Source organism: Ferruginibacter sp. (genome assembly GCF_028288465.1).
GTDB lineage: Bacteria > Bacteroidota > Bacteroidia > Chitinophagales > Chitinophagaceae > Ferruginibacter.
In genome coordinates this window covers 1-17037 of record NZ_JAQBNR010000026.1, presented here as the reverse complement: position 1 = coordinate 17037, position 17037 = coordinate 1, and the positions used below count along the sequence as shown (strand labels likewise).

Here is a 17037-nt window from a genome sequence, read left to right as displayed (position 1 = left end):
ATCTCTATAGTTTTAAAGGCTGATAATTCAACCTGCGAAATCCCCTCCTCTTTACTGCAATGCTTTTTTTAAATGGGTACCAACTCATGAAGGTTTTAAATTCATGCTGCTGTAATACCTCTGTAAACTATACTCCATGCGGTATTTCTCTTTCACAAAAAATTACAATGATGTATTGGTCACCTTGTTGTTCCTGATTTTTCTGGGCGCAGGTTATTTTTATTTGTATGTGCCGCAAAATGAAAAAGCTGTACAGGAACAACGTTTCAGATCGTTGCAGAACATTGATAAAAATATCCATGCCAAGATAGACAACAGTATTGCGCTGATGCATAACCTCCTGGTAGCATACAAAGACAGTGTTGCTAAAAGACCTGCACTGCTTGCATATATAAAATCATACAACTCCAGCAATTTTACCTTGTCTGTTCCAGATAGTCAGTATACAAAAGATAATCCGGACAGTAATTTCAACATTATTGTAAACAACAACAGCCGCCAAATTACATTGCTGGCAACGGTGCAATCCGGTAATAAAAAAGATGACAGCCTGCATTACAGCATGCAGATGAAATTTACTTTTGAACAGTTCATAAAAAACCTGTTACCGGCCAATGTATTTGATCAATACATCGTTTTCAGCGACGGGCAGGTGGTGTATGAAAATTTTTCTTCCGGTATCGGTTTTTTAAATGATAGCTTATCCGGCAAAAAAGGAGGCATCACCAATTCGGCCGTCAAAAGCCTGAACGTAAGTGGGAAAGATTACAAGCTGTTTTTTCAGCCGGTAAGTTTTACTGCCGACAGGCAGTTGGTGGTAACCGGTCTGTTATCCAACAAACATTACCAGCAGGAAAAAAATCAATTACCCTCACAGGGCGTATTGCTGCTACTGACAGTTGTACTCATCGCCATCGTTGCCTATCCCTGGATAAAGCTGTACCAGATGGGCAACACAGACAGGCTTACCGTAACGGATGGTATTGCCACGATTGTTGTTTCCATGCTGCTGATGTCGCTGTTATTTTTTATGCTGGTTAAATACAATCTTTTTTTCAAGCCCGATAATAGCCCTGATTCCAAGGCAGTACTGGCCACGCAAATCACCGGTGAGTTAAAAAAAGAAATTGAAAGCGCATATGAAAAGATTATATCGTATGATAACCTGGTGTCTTGGGATACGACTGAATATAAAAAAAACATTGTTAACTTAAGCAATGCAGAAACAATTGCAGACGCGGCGGGCAATAAAAATGAAGCGCTGAAAAAACTGGCCGCTATTGCACAAAACGGCAGTGTTAACCAGGTGTATTGGTTAGATAAAAATGGTGATGAAAAGGTAAACTGGATTAGCAGCGATAAAAATGCGCCACATGGCAATTTCAGCCAGCGGGCTTATTTTAAAAACATTTCTCAAAATAAGCCTTATCATCTGCAGCACGTGGCTACTAATCCGTTTTATCTTGACCAGATTATTTCCTGGACCACCGGTACTTTTACATCGGTCATTTCTATTCCGTCAACAGTGCCCGGCACAACGGTTGCGGCTATGTCTTTTAATATGCAAAGCCTTCGCCAGCCTGTGACACCGGTGGGGTATACATTCGCCCTGATTGATGAGTCAGGCAAAGTTTTATATCATTCCGACCCTTCCAGGAACCTGAACGAAAATTTACTAAGTGAATTATCCGAAAATGAAAAATTGCGCAGCTGCATAGAAGCCAGGACCAGCGATGCTTTTACCAGCAGTTATTTCAGCAGGGACTATTCAGTTAGAGTGCAGCCTGTAAATAACCTACCTTACTTTATTGTAATTTTTAGCGATAACAGTTTTAAAGAAACCAGGGATGTTGAAATTTATAGTTTTACTTTTTCAATGATGTTACTGTTGTTTTTATTTTTGGTGTGCCAGCTTTTTAGTGTGTTCCTTGTTTCTTCGCAGCGCTCATTTTTCAAAAGGCAATTGTTTGATACCAGTTGGGTTGGCCCAAAAATATCTTCTGTAAACCAGTACAATGTTGCAGCGCTTACCAATTGCGTTGTAATTATCCTGGCGGTTGTTTTTTTTAATTTCAGTTCCGTTTTAACCTACTTTTTTATACTTTTTTTCTCTGTGATATTTACTTCTCTTTTTTTGAATTCATTGTTTGCATACAGGTATAAAAAATCGGGGCAGCGGGAAAATTACCGTTTTAAAATAACTACCATCCGCTGGCTGTACCTGTTTATCGCGTTGTTAAATCTTGGTGCTCTCCGTGTGCTGGATGGTAAGAATATGATGATATTTGTGCTCTATGAGTTATTGATATTTTTCGTTGGCTGGCTCTTGTTGCGATGGGGCAGGGCAGCGGTATATTTTTTATACAGCCGGTCTGAGCGCAGGATTTTTGCTGGTAGTTATGCGCATAGTTTTACCTTAATGGCTTTAACAAGGCTGCTGCTTACCAGCGGTTTACCGATGCTGTTTTTTTATGTTACAGCTTATAATTTTGAGCAGCATATTGGTACACGCTACGGTCAGTTACACTATGCAAAGCGTTTGCCTGCCACACTTACAAATGACCAGTTGGTAAAAGTAAATCAACACAGTAACGTTGATGGCGTTTGTTATTATTATGATGACGCATGGATTAAAAACATTACTTATAGAAAATTGCCTTTTGAAGCAGGCTACACGAAAGAAGAAAAATTTGCAGCAACGCTGTTATCCATGTTCAGAATCGACATCAGCGACAAAGCGGTGCTGGAAGATAAAATGTATATGACCGGTGCGGCCGATAGCTCCTTTTTTTACAGTCCGCTTTTAAAAAGGGCAGGAAAAGATGACAGCGTTACTGTTACCACGCTTGCAGCAAATCGTGACGGTAGCAGTCTTTCAATAACAGCAGCCAACCTTAATTACAGGCTGCCAAAATTGTACGGCGAAAAATTTTACAATGGCTGGCTATTTTGGATTTGCCTTTTGCTGCTGCTGGTGATGTTTTACTTTATTATTTACAATGTGCTGAAAAAATTATTTTGCCTTGATCTTCCAGATCTCAGTTTGTGGGGAACAATAGATGAATCAATCCTGAAAAATGAAAAGGTAAATAACCTGTTGTTTGTTATTGGCCTGCCAGGCTCAGGTAAATTATCGCAGGTGCTGGAGAAAATAAACAACGGAACATTAGCCAATGGTAATACGCCCTTTGTTTATAAAGAAAATGATCCTCAAAACAACGTGGTTATAGCAGACCTCATCAATATTCCAGATATCGGAAACGACCGGGAAAAAGATGATGCATGGAAACTCTTCACTGCTAAACTAACGGGCGATAAAAATAAACTCATTATCGTAAATCATTTTGAGTACAATATTCAGGATGCCGTAACCAACCGCATTAAATTGAATTTGCTGGAACAAATCATGCTGCAAAACAAAAGCAAGGTAATTATCCTTTCTACCATTCACCCCGTAGCATTTCTTGATTCGGTACTGGATCAGTCTGTCGCGGAAAAAGGTGTGCCGGGACAGGATTTGGAAAGATGGCATGTGTTGCTGGGGCATTACCGCATTGTAGTTTTTCCACTGCAATGCTCGGTAGCAGAAGCAACGGAGGAAGAATATAAAGTGATCCTGAAAGAAACGGCGCATACGCATTTCTTAAATAAAATGCGAGAATGTGCAATGACTGTAGCCCGCTCCTTGCCAGAAAATGAAAGAGCCCAAAAAGCAGATGAAATGGTTTTTAAACTGCAGGTGATGTCGCATTATTTTTATATGTATATCTGGCAATCGTTAACCAAGGAAGAAAAGTTTTTACTCTATGATCTTGCTGAAGACAATCTCGTCAATTCTTTTGATGATTACAACCTGACTATGTTATTGGCAAAAGGTGTCATCGTCAGAACAGACGGCACATTAAAGCTTTTCAATAAAGGCTTCCGCAATTTCATTTTAACGGCTATAGGCAATTCAGAAGCCATGAAAATTAAGAGGCTCATCAAGGACAATGGCAACTGGAGCCGGTTAAAAAAGCCATTGATGATGGTTATTGTAGCCATTCTTGTTTTCCTGCTGATCTCCCAGGAAGAAGCTTATTCCAAACTAATTACCTATGTCGCCACGCTGGGCGCTGGTATTCCTGCCATTGTTAAATTGTTTTCTATTTTCGACAACAGCAATTCAAAGTCTTAACAGTACACGCCGGTTATATGGTTGGGTCCATTAATTTACAAGGTTTTTACAATCGGGTCTTAAAAGTACTCCGCCTAAACTGCTTACCTTTGCCAACATTTATATGAAGACAAAATCGTTACATAAGGATAAGGTAAACATCATTACGCTGGGGTGCAGTAAAAACATGGTGGATAGTGAAGTGCTGAGCGGTCAGCTGATTGCCAATGAAATTGATGTGGTGCATGAGAGTGGTAAAAAAGACCACAACATTGTAATAATAAATACCTGTGGTTTTATTGAAAAAGCAAAGGAAGAAAGCATCAATACCATTTTAGACCAGGTGGAATTAAAGCGCCGCGGAAAGATAGATAAAGTGTATGTAACCGGGTGCCTCAGCGAACGATATAAAAATAATTTAGAGACGGAGATACCGGAAGTGGATGCCTATTTTGGCACAATGGAACTGCCCGGCATGCTGAAACAATTTAATGCTGATTATAAAGCTGACCTGATAGGCGAGCGGTTATTGTATACGCCGCAGCATTATGCGTACATGAAAATCAGTGAAGGCTGTAACCGTACCTGTTCGTTTTGCGCCATTCCTTTAATGCGTGGCCAGCATGTAAGCCGGACAATAGAATCGCTGGTAGATGAGGCCAAACGTTTGGTGGACAGGGGTGTGAAAGAGGTAATGCTGATTGCCCAGGAATTAACCTATTACGGGCTGGACATTTATAAAAAAAGAGAATTGCCAAAACTGTTGCATGCGCTCGCGGATGTAAAAGGGTTGGAATGGATACGCCTGCATTATGCTTACCCTTCTAAATTTCCGATAGAAATTATTGATGCCATTAAAGAACGGGAAAATATTTGCAATTACCTGGATATGCCTTTGCAGCATGCAGCCAATAATATGCTGCAACTAATGAAACGGCAGATTACAAGGGAGGAGATGGAAGGTTTGATTGGCGAGATCCGTAACCGCATTCCGGACATATGTTTACGCACTACTTTGATAGCAGGCTTTCCCGGCGAAACAAGGGATGACGTGGAAGAGTTAAAAATCTTTTTGCAAAAAATGCGGTTCGACAGGATGGGCATATTTACATACAGCCACGAGGAGGGAACCAGCGCCCACAGCATGATTGACGATATACCGGCAGAAGAAAAGGAAGAACGTGCGCAGGAAATAATGGAAGTGCAGCAGGAGATAAGTCTTGAAAAAAACCAGGAAAAAGTTGGGAAGGTTTTTAAAGTGCTGATTGATAAAAAAGAAGCCGGACGATATTTGGGCCGTACCGAATTTGACAGTGTGGAAGTAGACAATGAAGTGATTATTGAGAGTAAAAAGAAATTAACTATTGGTGAATTTGTAAACGTAAAAATTACCAAAGCATACGATTATGACATTGAGGGAGAAGTAGTGGTTGCTTAATAATTTTCGAACGATTTTTTACACGCTTTAAATTTGTTATTACAGCAGTAATTTTATTTTTAAATGAATACAACAGCGCAGTTTATTCCTTACCGGCAAACTGGTTTTTTTTCTTCAATGGTTGCTGATTATATAAGTGCAGCACCAAGGCTGCAGCCATTTTACAACCACCCTGTTTCATTGGCTGGCATTAAAGCATCAATTGAGCAACGCAAATTATTTGCTACTGACAGAGCGTTGCTGGTTGATATCCTGAACGAGCAATACAAGACCACTCCGCTTACAGAAAAGCAACAAAAATATATCCATCAGTTAAGCAGCGACAATACATTTACAATTTGCACTGCTCACCAACCAAATATTTTTACAGGGCCTTTATATTTTATTTATAAGATACTGCACGCAGTTAAACTGACGGAGGAATTACAGGCAGCAATGCCGGAAAATAATTTTGTACCTGTTTATTACATGGGTAGCGAAGATGCTGACCTGGATGAACTGGGGCATGTTTTTATAAACGGTGAAAAGTATGAGTGGGCTACCAAACAAACTGGTGCGGTAGGCAGAATGATAGTAGATAAGGCGCTGGTGCAATTGATAGAAGCCATCAGCGGCCAGTTATTGGTCCTTCCATTTGGTGCTGAAATAACCGGCTTGATGAAAGATTGTTACCAGCCTGGAGTAACAATTGAGCAGGCTACTTTTAAACTGGTAAATGCACTGTTTGCAGAATACGGCGTATTGATTTTATTGCCGGATAGTGCCGCGGTAAAAAGACGTTTTGTGCCAGTTATAGAGAAGGAACTGATGGAAGGATTTTCTCATCCTGCTGTACAACAAACGGTGACGCTGTTTCCGGAAGAATACAAGGCCCAGGCAAGCGGCCGGGCGATTAATTTATTTTACCTGGTGGATGATAAACGGGAAAGAATTGAACAAGCAAGCGATGATTTTTTGATTTTGAATACGCAGCTGAAATTTAGCAAAGCAGCCATATTGGAAGAACTGCGGGAACATCCTGAACGGTTTAGTCCCAATGTAATTTTAAGGCCTGTGTTGCAGGAAACAATTTTACCCGACATCGCTTTTATCGGCGGGGGTGGCGAGATTGCCTACTGGCTTGAATTGAAAAAAGTATTTGACGCGGTGCAGGTTCCGTATCCCATGCTGATTGTACGCAATTCATTTTTGATTGTCAGCAAAGCTTTACAGGTGGGTACAAAAAAATTACAATTGGAATATGCTGATTTGTTTGCTACCGAACTGGAGCTGGTGAATCATTTGGTAAGAAGGGACAGCACTATACAATTAAACCTGGAAAAAGAAAAAGGAAACATGATCGCTTTATACGATCAGATAAAAATAATTGCCGGAGGTATTGATACCTCTTTACAAACACATACCAGTGCGTTGCAAACGCAGGCATTGAAAAAACTTACGGCACTGGAAAAGAAAATGTTCCGTGCACAAAAAAGAAAATTTGAGGCGCAGCAAAGACAGCTGGAAAAATTAAAAAAAGAATTGTTCCCCAACAACAGCCTGCAGGAACGTGTGGGTAACCTGATGCCTTTTTACGCGAGCCATGGCAAAGAGTTTATAGAAATGATTTACAGCCATTCGAAAGGATTGCAGCAGGAATTCGGCGTGATACTCGAATAATGGTGTTCCTCCAGTCGCTTCTGTAAAAGTTCAGCAAAGCTATCAGGTACAAGAGTGCGACGCCACTGAAGTTGATGGATGTTTCCCTACCTGGTACAAAAAATAAAAAATTATTTTTCGAAGGTATCAAACTCATTTGTAAAGCCGAGGTACTTTACATTTTTTACGCTTTCCATTACGATATCGTCCTGGTATTCTTTGTATGCTTCCAGTTTCCCTGCAATGGATGGATCGTGCAGGGCGAGAATTTGTGCGGCCAGAATTCCTGCATTTTTAGCGCCATTTAAAGCCACTGTAGCTACTGGTACACCATAAGGCATTTGCAAGATGGATAAGATAGAATCCCAGCCATCGAGTGAATTGGAAGATTTAACAGGAACACCTATTACTGGCAAAATAGTTTGAGCGGCTACCATGCCTGCTAAATGTGCGGCGCCACCGGCTCCCGCAATGATTACCTTTAAGCCTCTTGACTTTGCCTTGCTGGCATATTCACGCAGCCGTTCTGGTGTACGATGGGCAGATACAATGGTTAGTTCAGGTTCAACTTCAAACTGGCGAAGCATTTCCGCTGCACCTTTCATAATTTCAAGATCGCTTTCGCTGCCCATGATAATACCAACAAGAGGAGTCATGTTTATAATTTTACGCAAAGAAAAGGTAAAATTATAAATAGCGCCATTGATATTTTAAAAAAATCGCTGTTGAAACATTGGATTAATGTTTGAACAATCACATGCTGATAACAATTACAGATCAATGGAATATATTATTACCAGCCATGTATTGTACTTTTATGCACAGGCTAAACCACTTATATTTGTTTTCTTTATTAATACTTAATATATAATGCTAAACTCGTTTACCAGGATTTGCTATTGCGTTACTTTTTTCCTTTGTGTATTAATTTTCTCCGGTTGTAAAAATAAATCTACAGCACCCTCCCCCGCCAAAAGTGAAAAAACAATTCCAATTGTGGATATTATTATTGCAGCGCCTGAAACAATCAGTAATGTGGTGGAGGCCAATGGAACAGTGATAGCAGAAGAGTATGTAGAGTTAAGACCAGAAATAAGCGGCCGGCTTACTTACCTGAATGTACCGGAAGGTAAAAACATTGCCAAAGGCACCGTTATAGCAAGGGTAAACGATGCAGACCTGAGGGCACAGATTGCCAAAAGCAAGGTGCAGCTTGATCTGGCGCAAACAACTGTAGACCGGTATAAAAAATTACTGGATATCAATGGTCTTAACCAGGCAGATTATGACGCGGCCGTAAACCAGGTAAATAGTTTAAGAGCAGATATTGTTTATTCACAGGCGCTGGTTGACAAGACCGTTATACGGGCTCCCTTTAGCGGGGTGGCGGGTTTAAGGGGAATTAGTCCGGGGGCCTATGTATCACCCAGCACAGTAATCGCCACGCTTCAGCAAACAAACAAGGTAAAGATTGATTTTACGTTGCCGGATATGTATGGCAATATCATAAAAAAAGGAATGTTGGTTACGGTTGAAGTAGATGCTGCATCCAAAGACATTCGCAAAGCTATTGTTGTGGCCACCGAACCGGGTGCCAATACAGACACCCGCAATTTAAAAGTACGGGCATTGCTGCAGGGCGGTACTGCCAACCCGGGTGCTTTTGTAAAAGTGCATATTGATGCCGGTCAAAGCCGTACGTCTATTAAAGTGCCAACCAATTGTATTATTCCTGATGATAAAAACAACCAGGTGGTATTGGTAAAAAATGGAATGGCCAGTTTTGTAAATATAAAAACGGGTATACGCGAAGCGAGTATGGTTGAAGTGGTGCAAGGTATTAAAGCAGGAGATTCTGTTGTGGTAACGGGCGTTTTATTTGCCAGGCCAAAAAATCCCGTTCAGGTAAGAAGTGTTAAAACCCTGCATGATGTGAGTGATACCAGTGCGGCGAAATAGATGATCTGTTTAATTGAGAGCAACGAATTTTAAAATAATTTACCCCGTTTTACTGCATGAATATTTCTGAATTTTCTTTAAAGCGGCCTGTTTTTGCCACGGTATTAAACCTGATGATCATCCTTTTTGGTGTAGTAGGCTATACCTTTCTGGCCATCAGGGATTATCCCGCCATTGACCCGGCTATTATTACTGTAACCACCTCTTATACCGGAGCCAACCCGGATATTATGGAGAGCCAGGTTACAGAACCACTGGAAAAACAGATCAATGGCATACCGGGTATTAAAACGATTACTTCATCGAGTACATTGGGCAACAGTAATATTACAGTTGAGTTTGAGTTGGGTGTTGACTTGGAGGCTGCGGCCAGCGATGTGCGGGATAAGGTAGGCCAGGCAAGCCGGAGTTTGCCGCAGGACATTGATGCGCCACCGGTAGTTACAAAATCCGATGCCAACAGTGATTTTATTTTGATACTCGCCGTACAAAGTAAAACCAAAGGCCTGCTGGAATTAAGTGATTATGCGGAAAACGTGTTGCAGCAACAGTTTCAAACCATCAACCAGGTTAGTGCGGTAAATATTTTTGGTCAAAAAAGATATGCCATGCGTATCTGGATTGATCCTGATAAAATGAACGCCCAGGGTGTTTCTTTCAGCGATATCAGAACATCGCTGAACAATGAGAATGTGGATTTGCCGCCGGGAAAAATCTATGGTAACAATACAGAACTTACAATTAAAACGCTGGGCCGATTAACGAGTGAAAAAGATTTTCAAAACCTGATCATTAAAGAAGACAGTACAGGTATTGTAAGATTGAGCAATGTTGCCCGTATTGAATTAGGCCCGGAAAACCTGGAACAGAGCTGGAAGTATAATGGCGTAAATGCGGTTGGTATTGTATTGATACCACAACCGGGTGCCAATAATATCCAGATAGCAGATGATTTTAATAAGAAGCTGGAGTCTATCAAAAAATCAAACAAGTCGGATATTGAAATGAATGTGCTGCTTGACAACACTACCAATATCCGCAAGTCGATAAAAGAAGTAGAAGAAACGTTGGGTATTTCTTTTGCCCTGGTGGTGCTGGTAATATTTTTCTTTTTCAGGGATTGGCTGATTGCGATCCGTCCATTGATAGACATTCCGATTTCGTTGATTGCTACTTTCTTCATCATGTATTTTTCCGGATTTTCTATCAACATTTTAACCTTGCTGGGCATTGTGCTGGCAACAGGTTTAGTGGTGGACGACGGGATAGTAGTCACCGAAAATATCTTTAGTAAATTTGAAAAAGGCATGCCCATTAAACAGGCAGCATTGGAAGGCAGCAAGGAAATATTTTTTGCCGTAATCTCCACCTCAATTACACTCGCCATCGTTTTTTTACCTGTTATATTTTTAGAGGGATTTATCGGCCGGCTCTTCAGGGAGTTTGGCGTTACGCTGGCGGCAGCCGTATTGATTTCTGCATTGGTTTCCTTAACTATTACACCGGTTTTGAACGTAGTGTTGAGCAGAAAAAAAGCAGGTCACGGCAAGTTTTACAATAAGACGGAACCGTTTTTTACGGCAATGGAAGATGGCTATGAACGATGGTTACACGCCTTTTTAAGAGTTAGATGGATGGCCTGGGTATTGATAGCAATCTGCGGCGTGATAATTGGTCTTGTCATCACCAATCTCAAGAGTGAACTGGCGCCACTTGAAGACAGAAACAGCATCCGTTTTACTGTTACAGGTGCAGAAGGTACCAGCTTTGGAAGCATGGTAAATATATCAGATAATATTGCAAATTATTTGTACGATTCAATACCTGAAAGGGATTTCGTTTTTGCACGTACCCCTGCGGGAGCCATCAACAGCAGCCAGCCAAGGCTGGGATTGGTTGACCCGGATCAGAGAAGCAGGAGCCAGGCACAGATAGCAAGTGATCTTCAAAAAAAATTAGTGCGCTTTAATGACGCAAGAATTTTTGCGGTACAAGAACAAACCATTGCTGTGGGCGCCGGTAGCAAAGGAGGATTACCTGTGCAGTTTGTATTGCAGAACCAAAATTTAGACAAATTAAAAACTGATATTCCTAAATTTTTAGAAGAAGCAAGAAAAGAGAAAACTTTTGCTAATGTAGACGTAAATCTGAAGTTCAATAAACCTGAAATTCAGTTAACGCTCGACAGGATGAAAGTGAAAGATCTTGGCTTATCGTCCCAGGACGTGATTGCCGCTTTGCAAGCTGCATTTAGTGGCGGCCGTCTGGCATATTTTATAATGAATGGTTTTCAATATTCTGTAATTGCCCAGGTCGATAGGGGAGACAGAAGCGCACCAGACGACATTTCAAAATTGTATGTACGCAATAATAAGGGGCAGCAGATTCCCATTAGTGCAGTGGTGAAACTGGAAGCGAGCAGTAGTCCGGCCACCTTATATCATTTCAACCGGTATAAGTCTGCTACCATTTCAGCTTCGCTGGCAGATGGTAAAACAGTGGGCGACGGCGTAAAGGCGATGGATGCTATTGCAAAAAAATTGCTGGATGAGAGTTACCAGACTACACTCACTGGTCCATCAAGAGATTATGCCGAAAGTTCCTCCAATATTGCATTTGCTTTTAGCCTTGCGTTGATGCTTATCTACCTTATTCTGGCAGCCCAGTTTGAAAGTTTTGTAGATCCGCTCACTATTATGATCACAGTACCACTAGCGCTGGCTGGCGCTTTGCTAAGCCTGTTTATATTTAATCAAACCTTGAATATTTTTTCAGAGATCGGAATGATTATGCTGATAGGGCTGGTGACTAAAAACGGGATATTGATTGTAGAATTTGCCAATAAGAAAAGGGAGGACGGGCACGATAAAATGGAGGCGATACTGCATGCTGCCCAGCAAAGGTTGCGGCCCATTTTAATGACAAGCCTCGCCACTTCATTGGGGGCATTGCCGATCGCATTGGGCCTGGGCGCATCATCCACCAGTCGTGTACCGCTTGGTATTGCGGTGGTAGGAGGAATTATCTTTTCTCTGATTCTTACCTTATTTGTTATACCCGCCATTTATACTTATCTATCCGGCAAACACAAAGGCACGGACAAAGCGTATTCAACAACGGCTGTACTTGCTGAAGAAACCGGAAAAAATGAAAGTGATACAAAAACCGAAATTGGATAAACCACAAAAGAATGAAGCAAACAGTTGTATCTATTTTTTTATTTTTCAGCATGCTTTGTGTAAAGGCACAAAATATATTGCGCTTACCCGATGCTGTAAATATTGCCCTTAAAAATAGCCTGGATATACAGTTAAATAAAAACCTGGTAGAAGCCAATACCGTACTCAACAATTACGGCGTGGCGGGTGGCCTTCCGCTGGTTACCGGATCATTGACAGACAATGAGCAAATTGCCAGCATCAATCAAAAGTTAAATACCGGCGTGTCTATTCAACGCGATGCAGCTGCTACCAATAACTTTGCGTTGGGTGTTACGGGCAGCATTTTATTATACAACGGCAATAGGGTGGTTGCAACAAAGGCCCGGCTGGCAACATTGGTAAAACAAAGTGAACAGCAATTGAATGCACAGGTACAAAATATCCTGGCGAATGTTATGGTTGGGTATTATGATATCGTGCGCCAGCAGAGTTATATGAAGACGATCGAAAAATCAATTGATGCATCCAATCAGCAATTGCAAATTGTGCAAGCCAGGCAATCAGTAGGGCTGGCAAATAATGCAGATCTTTTCCAGGCGCAGATTGATCTCAACGCCCTGGTGCAGGCGAAGCAATCGCAGCAATTAATTATCGACCAAGCTAAAACAGAATTACTCAGGCAACTTACTGTTAATTCGGATTCTTCCATTGCAATACAGGATACTATTATAGTCGACAGAAATATACAATTGGATAATGTGTTGAATAAGCTGAATAAAAATGCAGACATTATCGCAGCGCAGGACCAGGTACAAATAAACGAGTTGGTGGTAAAAGAGACAGCAGCGTTACGTTATCCTTCTATCAGAGCAACAACAGGCTACAATTTCTCCCGCAATAAAGCGGCCGCCGGCAATTTATTACTGAATCAGAGTTATGGCCCAACGGTTGGCCTTAGTGTAGGCATACCCATTTACAACGGATCAATTTACAGGCGGCAGCAAAAAGTGGCGGAAATCAATGTAAACAATGCCGTACTGGACAAGCAAATTTTGATACGCGACTATAGTGCACAGGTAGTTAAATCTTTTCAATCGTACACATCTACATTAAAACAGTTGGAAACAGAACAGCAGAATTATACTTTATCCAATCAATTGCTGGAACTGGCTTTGCAGCGTTTTCAATATAAGCAGGCTACTATTGTAGATGTAAAAAATGCGCAGCAAAGTTTTGAAGCCTCCGGCTATCGCCTGGTAAATCTGAATTATGCAGCAAAAACTGCCGAAATTGAATTGAAGCGCCTGGCTAATGAATTGAGTTTATAAATACAATAATTGCTGAAACGCATTTAATTAGTTTCAACCTGATATTCTTCTTACATAATACATCACCAAAAATTGTGAACTTTAAAATAATCCCGCTTTAGGTGACAGGGGCAGTCACTACTTTCAATGTATTTTTGATTCTGTTTGCCTGGTGCACCAGTTCCTGTTTTTCTTTACTCAGTATTGTGACATGCCCCATTTTACGGCCGGGTTTGGTTTGTTTTTTTCCATAAATATGTACAAACACATTTTCCAGTTTAAGAATATCATTTAATCCTTCATAACTTGCTTCACCACTATGGCCTTCTGCACCAAGCAGGTTTACAATAGCTGCGGGCAAAATGGCTTCTGCACAACCCAGCGGGTAGCCTAACATTACTCTCCACAACATATCAAACTGCGAAGAATAGTTGCCTTCAATGGTGTGATGCCCGCTGTTGTGTACCCTTGGGGCGGTTTCGTTTACCAGCACATTGTCATCCTTGTCTATAAATAATTCAACGGCAAAAATGCCGGCACTGTTTAAATTTTGTACCAGCTTGGTAGCAATTGCTTCAATTTTCCACAATACTTTCTCTGTCAGTTCCGCGGGACTTAGCTGGTACTCCAGCAGATTTAAACGCTGGTCAAAAACCATATCCACAGCAGGATACATGGCATGCTCACCCTTATCATCCACCGCAATGATTACGGCAATTTCTTTCTTGATCGGCACCATTTTTTCCAGCACCGAAGGAGCATCAAACCCTTTATCAAGGTCTGCAGCAGTTTTAATTACCTGCACGCCCCTTCCATCATAGCCGCCCATTGCCAGTTTATGCACGGCAGGCAAATAGCCGGCATGTTGTTGCAGTTCCGCTGCATTTGTGGTAACGATAAATTCGCTGCTGGGTATTTGGTGTGCTTTATAAAATTGCTTTTGCAGTATTTTATTTTTGATGATTTTTAATGCAGCGGGTGAAGGATATATTTTAACACCTTCCTTTTGCAGCAGTTCAAGTGCATCTTCATTTACGTTTTCAATTTCAATGGTAATGGCATCCATCCCTTTTCCAAAATTGTACACGTCATCAAAATTGGTGATGTCGCCCTTGGTAAACTGGTGGCAAAGATGCGCTGCGGGGCATGCAGCATCATTTTCCATTACAAAAGTATCTACCGGGTAATTAGCTGCAGCCTGTAATAACATTCGTCCCAATTGTCCGCCGCCTAAGATGCCAATTTTTTTTGTACTCATGGCTGCAAAATAAATCATTCCTGTCATTTTTATTAGTTGATATTTTTCAGGAAATATCCTATGGGGTTTAATTTTTCAGGGAACAGTTCCGGTGCAGGCATGTGATAGTTTCAATCAAAATAGTTAACTTTATAAAACGATTATGCAGCCGGATTATCCACATAAAATATTTTCTGACAAACGCATCAGCTATACCTTGCTGATGGACGCACTTGCTATGGGGTCGTGTTGCTGTTTATAATTTTTTATAACAGTAATTTTTTATCAGTAAAATAGCAAGATGGACACTACTATTCAATCCGCCACAGTTATAGATTCCACAACAGATTTTTTGCCATTACTCGGCACCGATTACATTGAATTTTACACGGGCAATGCAAAACAGGCCGCTCATTTTTATAAAACTGCTTTTGGTTTTCAATCGGTGGCATATGCAGGTCCGGAAACGGGCATGATGGACAAGGTGAGCTACGTGATAAGGCAAAATAAAATAACATTTGTATTAACTACACCGCTTCGTCCGGGCAACGCCATCGCAGACCATATTTATAAACATGGCGATGGTGTAAAAGTACTTGCACTAAAAGTGAAGAATGCCACGGCGGCGTATAGTGAAACCATTAACCGGGGGGCTAAACCATTTCTGGCACCCGTTATCCTTAAAGATAGTTCAGGTGAAGTTACGATGAGTGGTATTCACACTTATGGCGAAACCGTACATGTATTTGTTGAAAGAGAACAATACAATGGAATTTTCATGCCCGGTTTCAGGGAATGGAAAACGGATTATAACCCGGCCCCAACGGGGCTTTTACATGTAGATCATTGTGTGGGCAATGTTGGGTGGAACCAGATGAACACCTGGGTGAAATTTTATGAAGAGGTTATGGGGTTTAAAAATATCCTCAGTTTTGATGACAAAGATATATCGACCGAATATTCTGCTTTAATGAGTAAAGTGATGAGTAATGGTAATGGCTTTGTGAAGTTTCCAATCAATGAGCCTGCAGAAGGAAAGAAAAAAAGCCAGGTGGAAGAATACCTTGATTTTTATAATGGCGAAGGCATTCAGCATGTCGCCATTGCGACAGACAATATTATACACACCGTGACCCAATTAAAAAGCCGGGGCATCGAATTTTTATCCATACCTCAAAGCTACTACTCCAATATACTCGATAGGGTAGGTACGATTGATGAAGACCTGGAACCGTTAAGCAAACTTGGAATATTGATAGACCGGGATGAAGAAGGGTATTTGTTGCAAATATTCACGAAACCAATTCAGGACCGGCCAACCTTATTTTTTGAAATCATCCAGAGAAAAGGCGCCAGGAGTTTTGGAAAAGGCAATTTTAAAGCGCTGTTTGAGGCGTTGGAAAGAGAGCAGGAGGCAAGAGGAAATTTATAACACCAACATAGTATTTAAAATACATCAATTGTGAAAGTATGCTTATCAATCATCATTCACTCTCGGCAAATGGTTTACAAATATTAATTCAGGGAACTTAGACCCACTTTTGCCGTTTTTTATATTTTTTTCAGCCTAAAAAACATAAACGGTCGTTTTAATTGTCACCTTAACTTTTGTAATGTTTTTAAATAATGTCAATTTGAAGGCAGGTTATAAAGGTCTATTTTATTAGATGTTTAAAAATATAACCGTTTTGTAAAGTATTTCTAATTTTTTGTAATTATAAATTGGTTTAGGCAGACAATTAATATTTCTCTAGGTTTCAACAGGCAAAATAAAATCAAAATATAGCAGTGTTTTTTTTGCAATGTTTTAACATTTGTATTGTAAAAACTTTTATCTTCGGCTCATTATTCACAAAACGACGCTGCTATATGTCAAAAAAACTCTTATTGGGGATATACGCATTTATATGCTGTATACTCCTCTCTTCTCAAATTTATGCACAACAAAAAACAGTAACTGGTGTAATTACCAATGCTAAAGACAATTCTCCGATTGTAATGGCAACAGTAAGTGTAAAAGGAACCAAGGTTGCTGCTGTAACAGGTGCTAATGGAGAATTTTCCATCACCGTGCCTTCAGGTAAAAATCTACTGGTTATCTCTTCAGTAGGATATGAAGAAGATGAAGTAAGCATCGCTAA

General features: G+C 40.7%; 10 protein-coding genes. 8 read left to right on the top strand and 2 right to left on the bottom strand.

Annotated features, from left to right (window positions below):
* Nucleotides 1–136: 136 nt before the first annotated feature.
* From JWR61_RS13195 to bshC, 3 genes are all read left to right on the top strand, one after another.
* A complete protein-coding gene (locus JWR61_RS13195; RefSeq protein ID WP_301928246.1) occupies nucleotides 137–4177 on the top strand; it encodes a cache domain-containing protein in 4041 nt (1346 codons plus the stop codon).
* A gap of 103 nt (nucleotides 4178–4280) precedes the next feature.
* Nucleotides 4281–5594: a 30S ribosomal protein S12 methylthiotransferase RimO gene (gene rimO / locus JWR61_RS13190; protein ID WP_301928245.1), complete on the top strand. Its 1314-nt coding sequence runs from the start codon at nucleotides 4281–4283 to the stop codon at nucleotides 5592–5594.
* Nucleotides 5595–5657: 63 nt separating this feature from the next.
* Nucleotides 5658–7253 (top strand): bacillithiol biosynthesis cysteine-adding enzyme BshC, encoded by a 1596-nt coding sequence (gene bshC / locus JWR61_RS13185; RefSeq protein ID WP_301928244.1) that lies wholly within the window; start codon nucleotides 5658–5660, stop codon nucleotides 7251–7253.
* Between the two features lie 110 nt (nucleotides 7254–7363).
* Here the strand turns inward: bshC and purE are convergent, their stop codons facing one another.
* Complete coding sequence (purE, locus tag JWR61_RS13180; protein WP_290339405.1) at nucleotides 7364–7888, bottom strand: 5-(carboxyamino)imidazole ribonucleotide mutase; 525 nt, start codon at nucleotides 7886–7888, stop codon at nucleotides 7364–7366.
* Nucleotides 7889–8228: 340 nt separating this feature from the next.
* Between purE and JWR61_RS13175 the strand changes: the two genes are divergently transcribed.
* The 3 genes from JWR61_RS13175 to JWR61_RS13165 are packed head-to-tail and all read left to right on the top strand — an operon-like array spanning nucleotide 8229 to nucleotide 13680.
* Nucleotides 8229–9191 carry an efflux RND transporter periplasmic adaptor subunit gene (locus JWR61_RS13175; protein ID WP_301928243.1) on the top strand — a complete coding sequence of 321 codons (963 nt, stop codon included), beginning with the start codon at nucleotides 8229–8231 and terminating at the stop codon, nucleotides 9189–9191.
* A gap of 56 nt (nucleotides 9192–9247) precedes the next feature.
* Nucleotides 9248–12370, top strand: coding sequence for an efflux RND transporter permease subunit (locus JWR61_RS13170; protein ID WP_301928242.1), 3123 nt, complete (start codon nucleotides 9248–9250; stop codon nucleotides 12368–12370).
* An 11-nt stretch (nucleotides 12371–12381) separates the two neighbouring features.
* Nucleotides 12382–13680, top strand: a complete 1299-nt coding sequence (locus tag JWR61_RS13165; RefSeq protein WP_301928241.1) for a TolC family protein — start codon at nucleotides 12382–12384, stop codon at nucleotides 13678–13680.
* Between the two features lie 97 nt (nucleotides 13681–13777).
* Here JWR61_RS13165 and JWR61_RS13160 read toward each other — a convergent pair whose 3' ends face one another.
* Nucleotides 13778–14944, bottom strand: a complete 1167-nt coding sequence (locus JWR61_RS13160) for a 5-(carboxyamino)imidazole ribonucleotide synthase (protein ID WP_301928240.1) — start codon at nucleotides 14942–14944, stop codon at nucleotides 13778–13780.
* A 253-nt stretch (nucleotides 14945–15197) separates the two neighbouring features.
* Here JWR61_RS13160 and hppD point away from each other — a divergent pair, with 253 nt between their 5' ends.
* Together hppD and JWR61_RS13150 are read left to right on the top strand one after the other, a co-directional pair.
* Nucleotides 15198–16328 carry a 4-hydroxyphenylpyruvate dioxygenase gene (hppD, locus tag JWR61_RS13155; protein ID WP_301928239.1) on the top strand — a complete coding sequence of 377 codons (1131 nt, stop codon included), beginning with the start codon at nucleotides 15198–15200 and terminating at the stop codon, nucleotides 16326–16328.
* A gap of 437 nt (nucleotides 16329–16765) precedes the next feature.
* Nucleotides 16766–17037: carboxypeptidase-like regulatory domain-containing protein (locus tag JWR61_RS13150; protein ID WP_301928238.1), on the top strand; the 272-nt coding region annotated here is incomplete at its 3' end.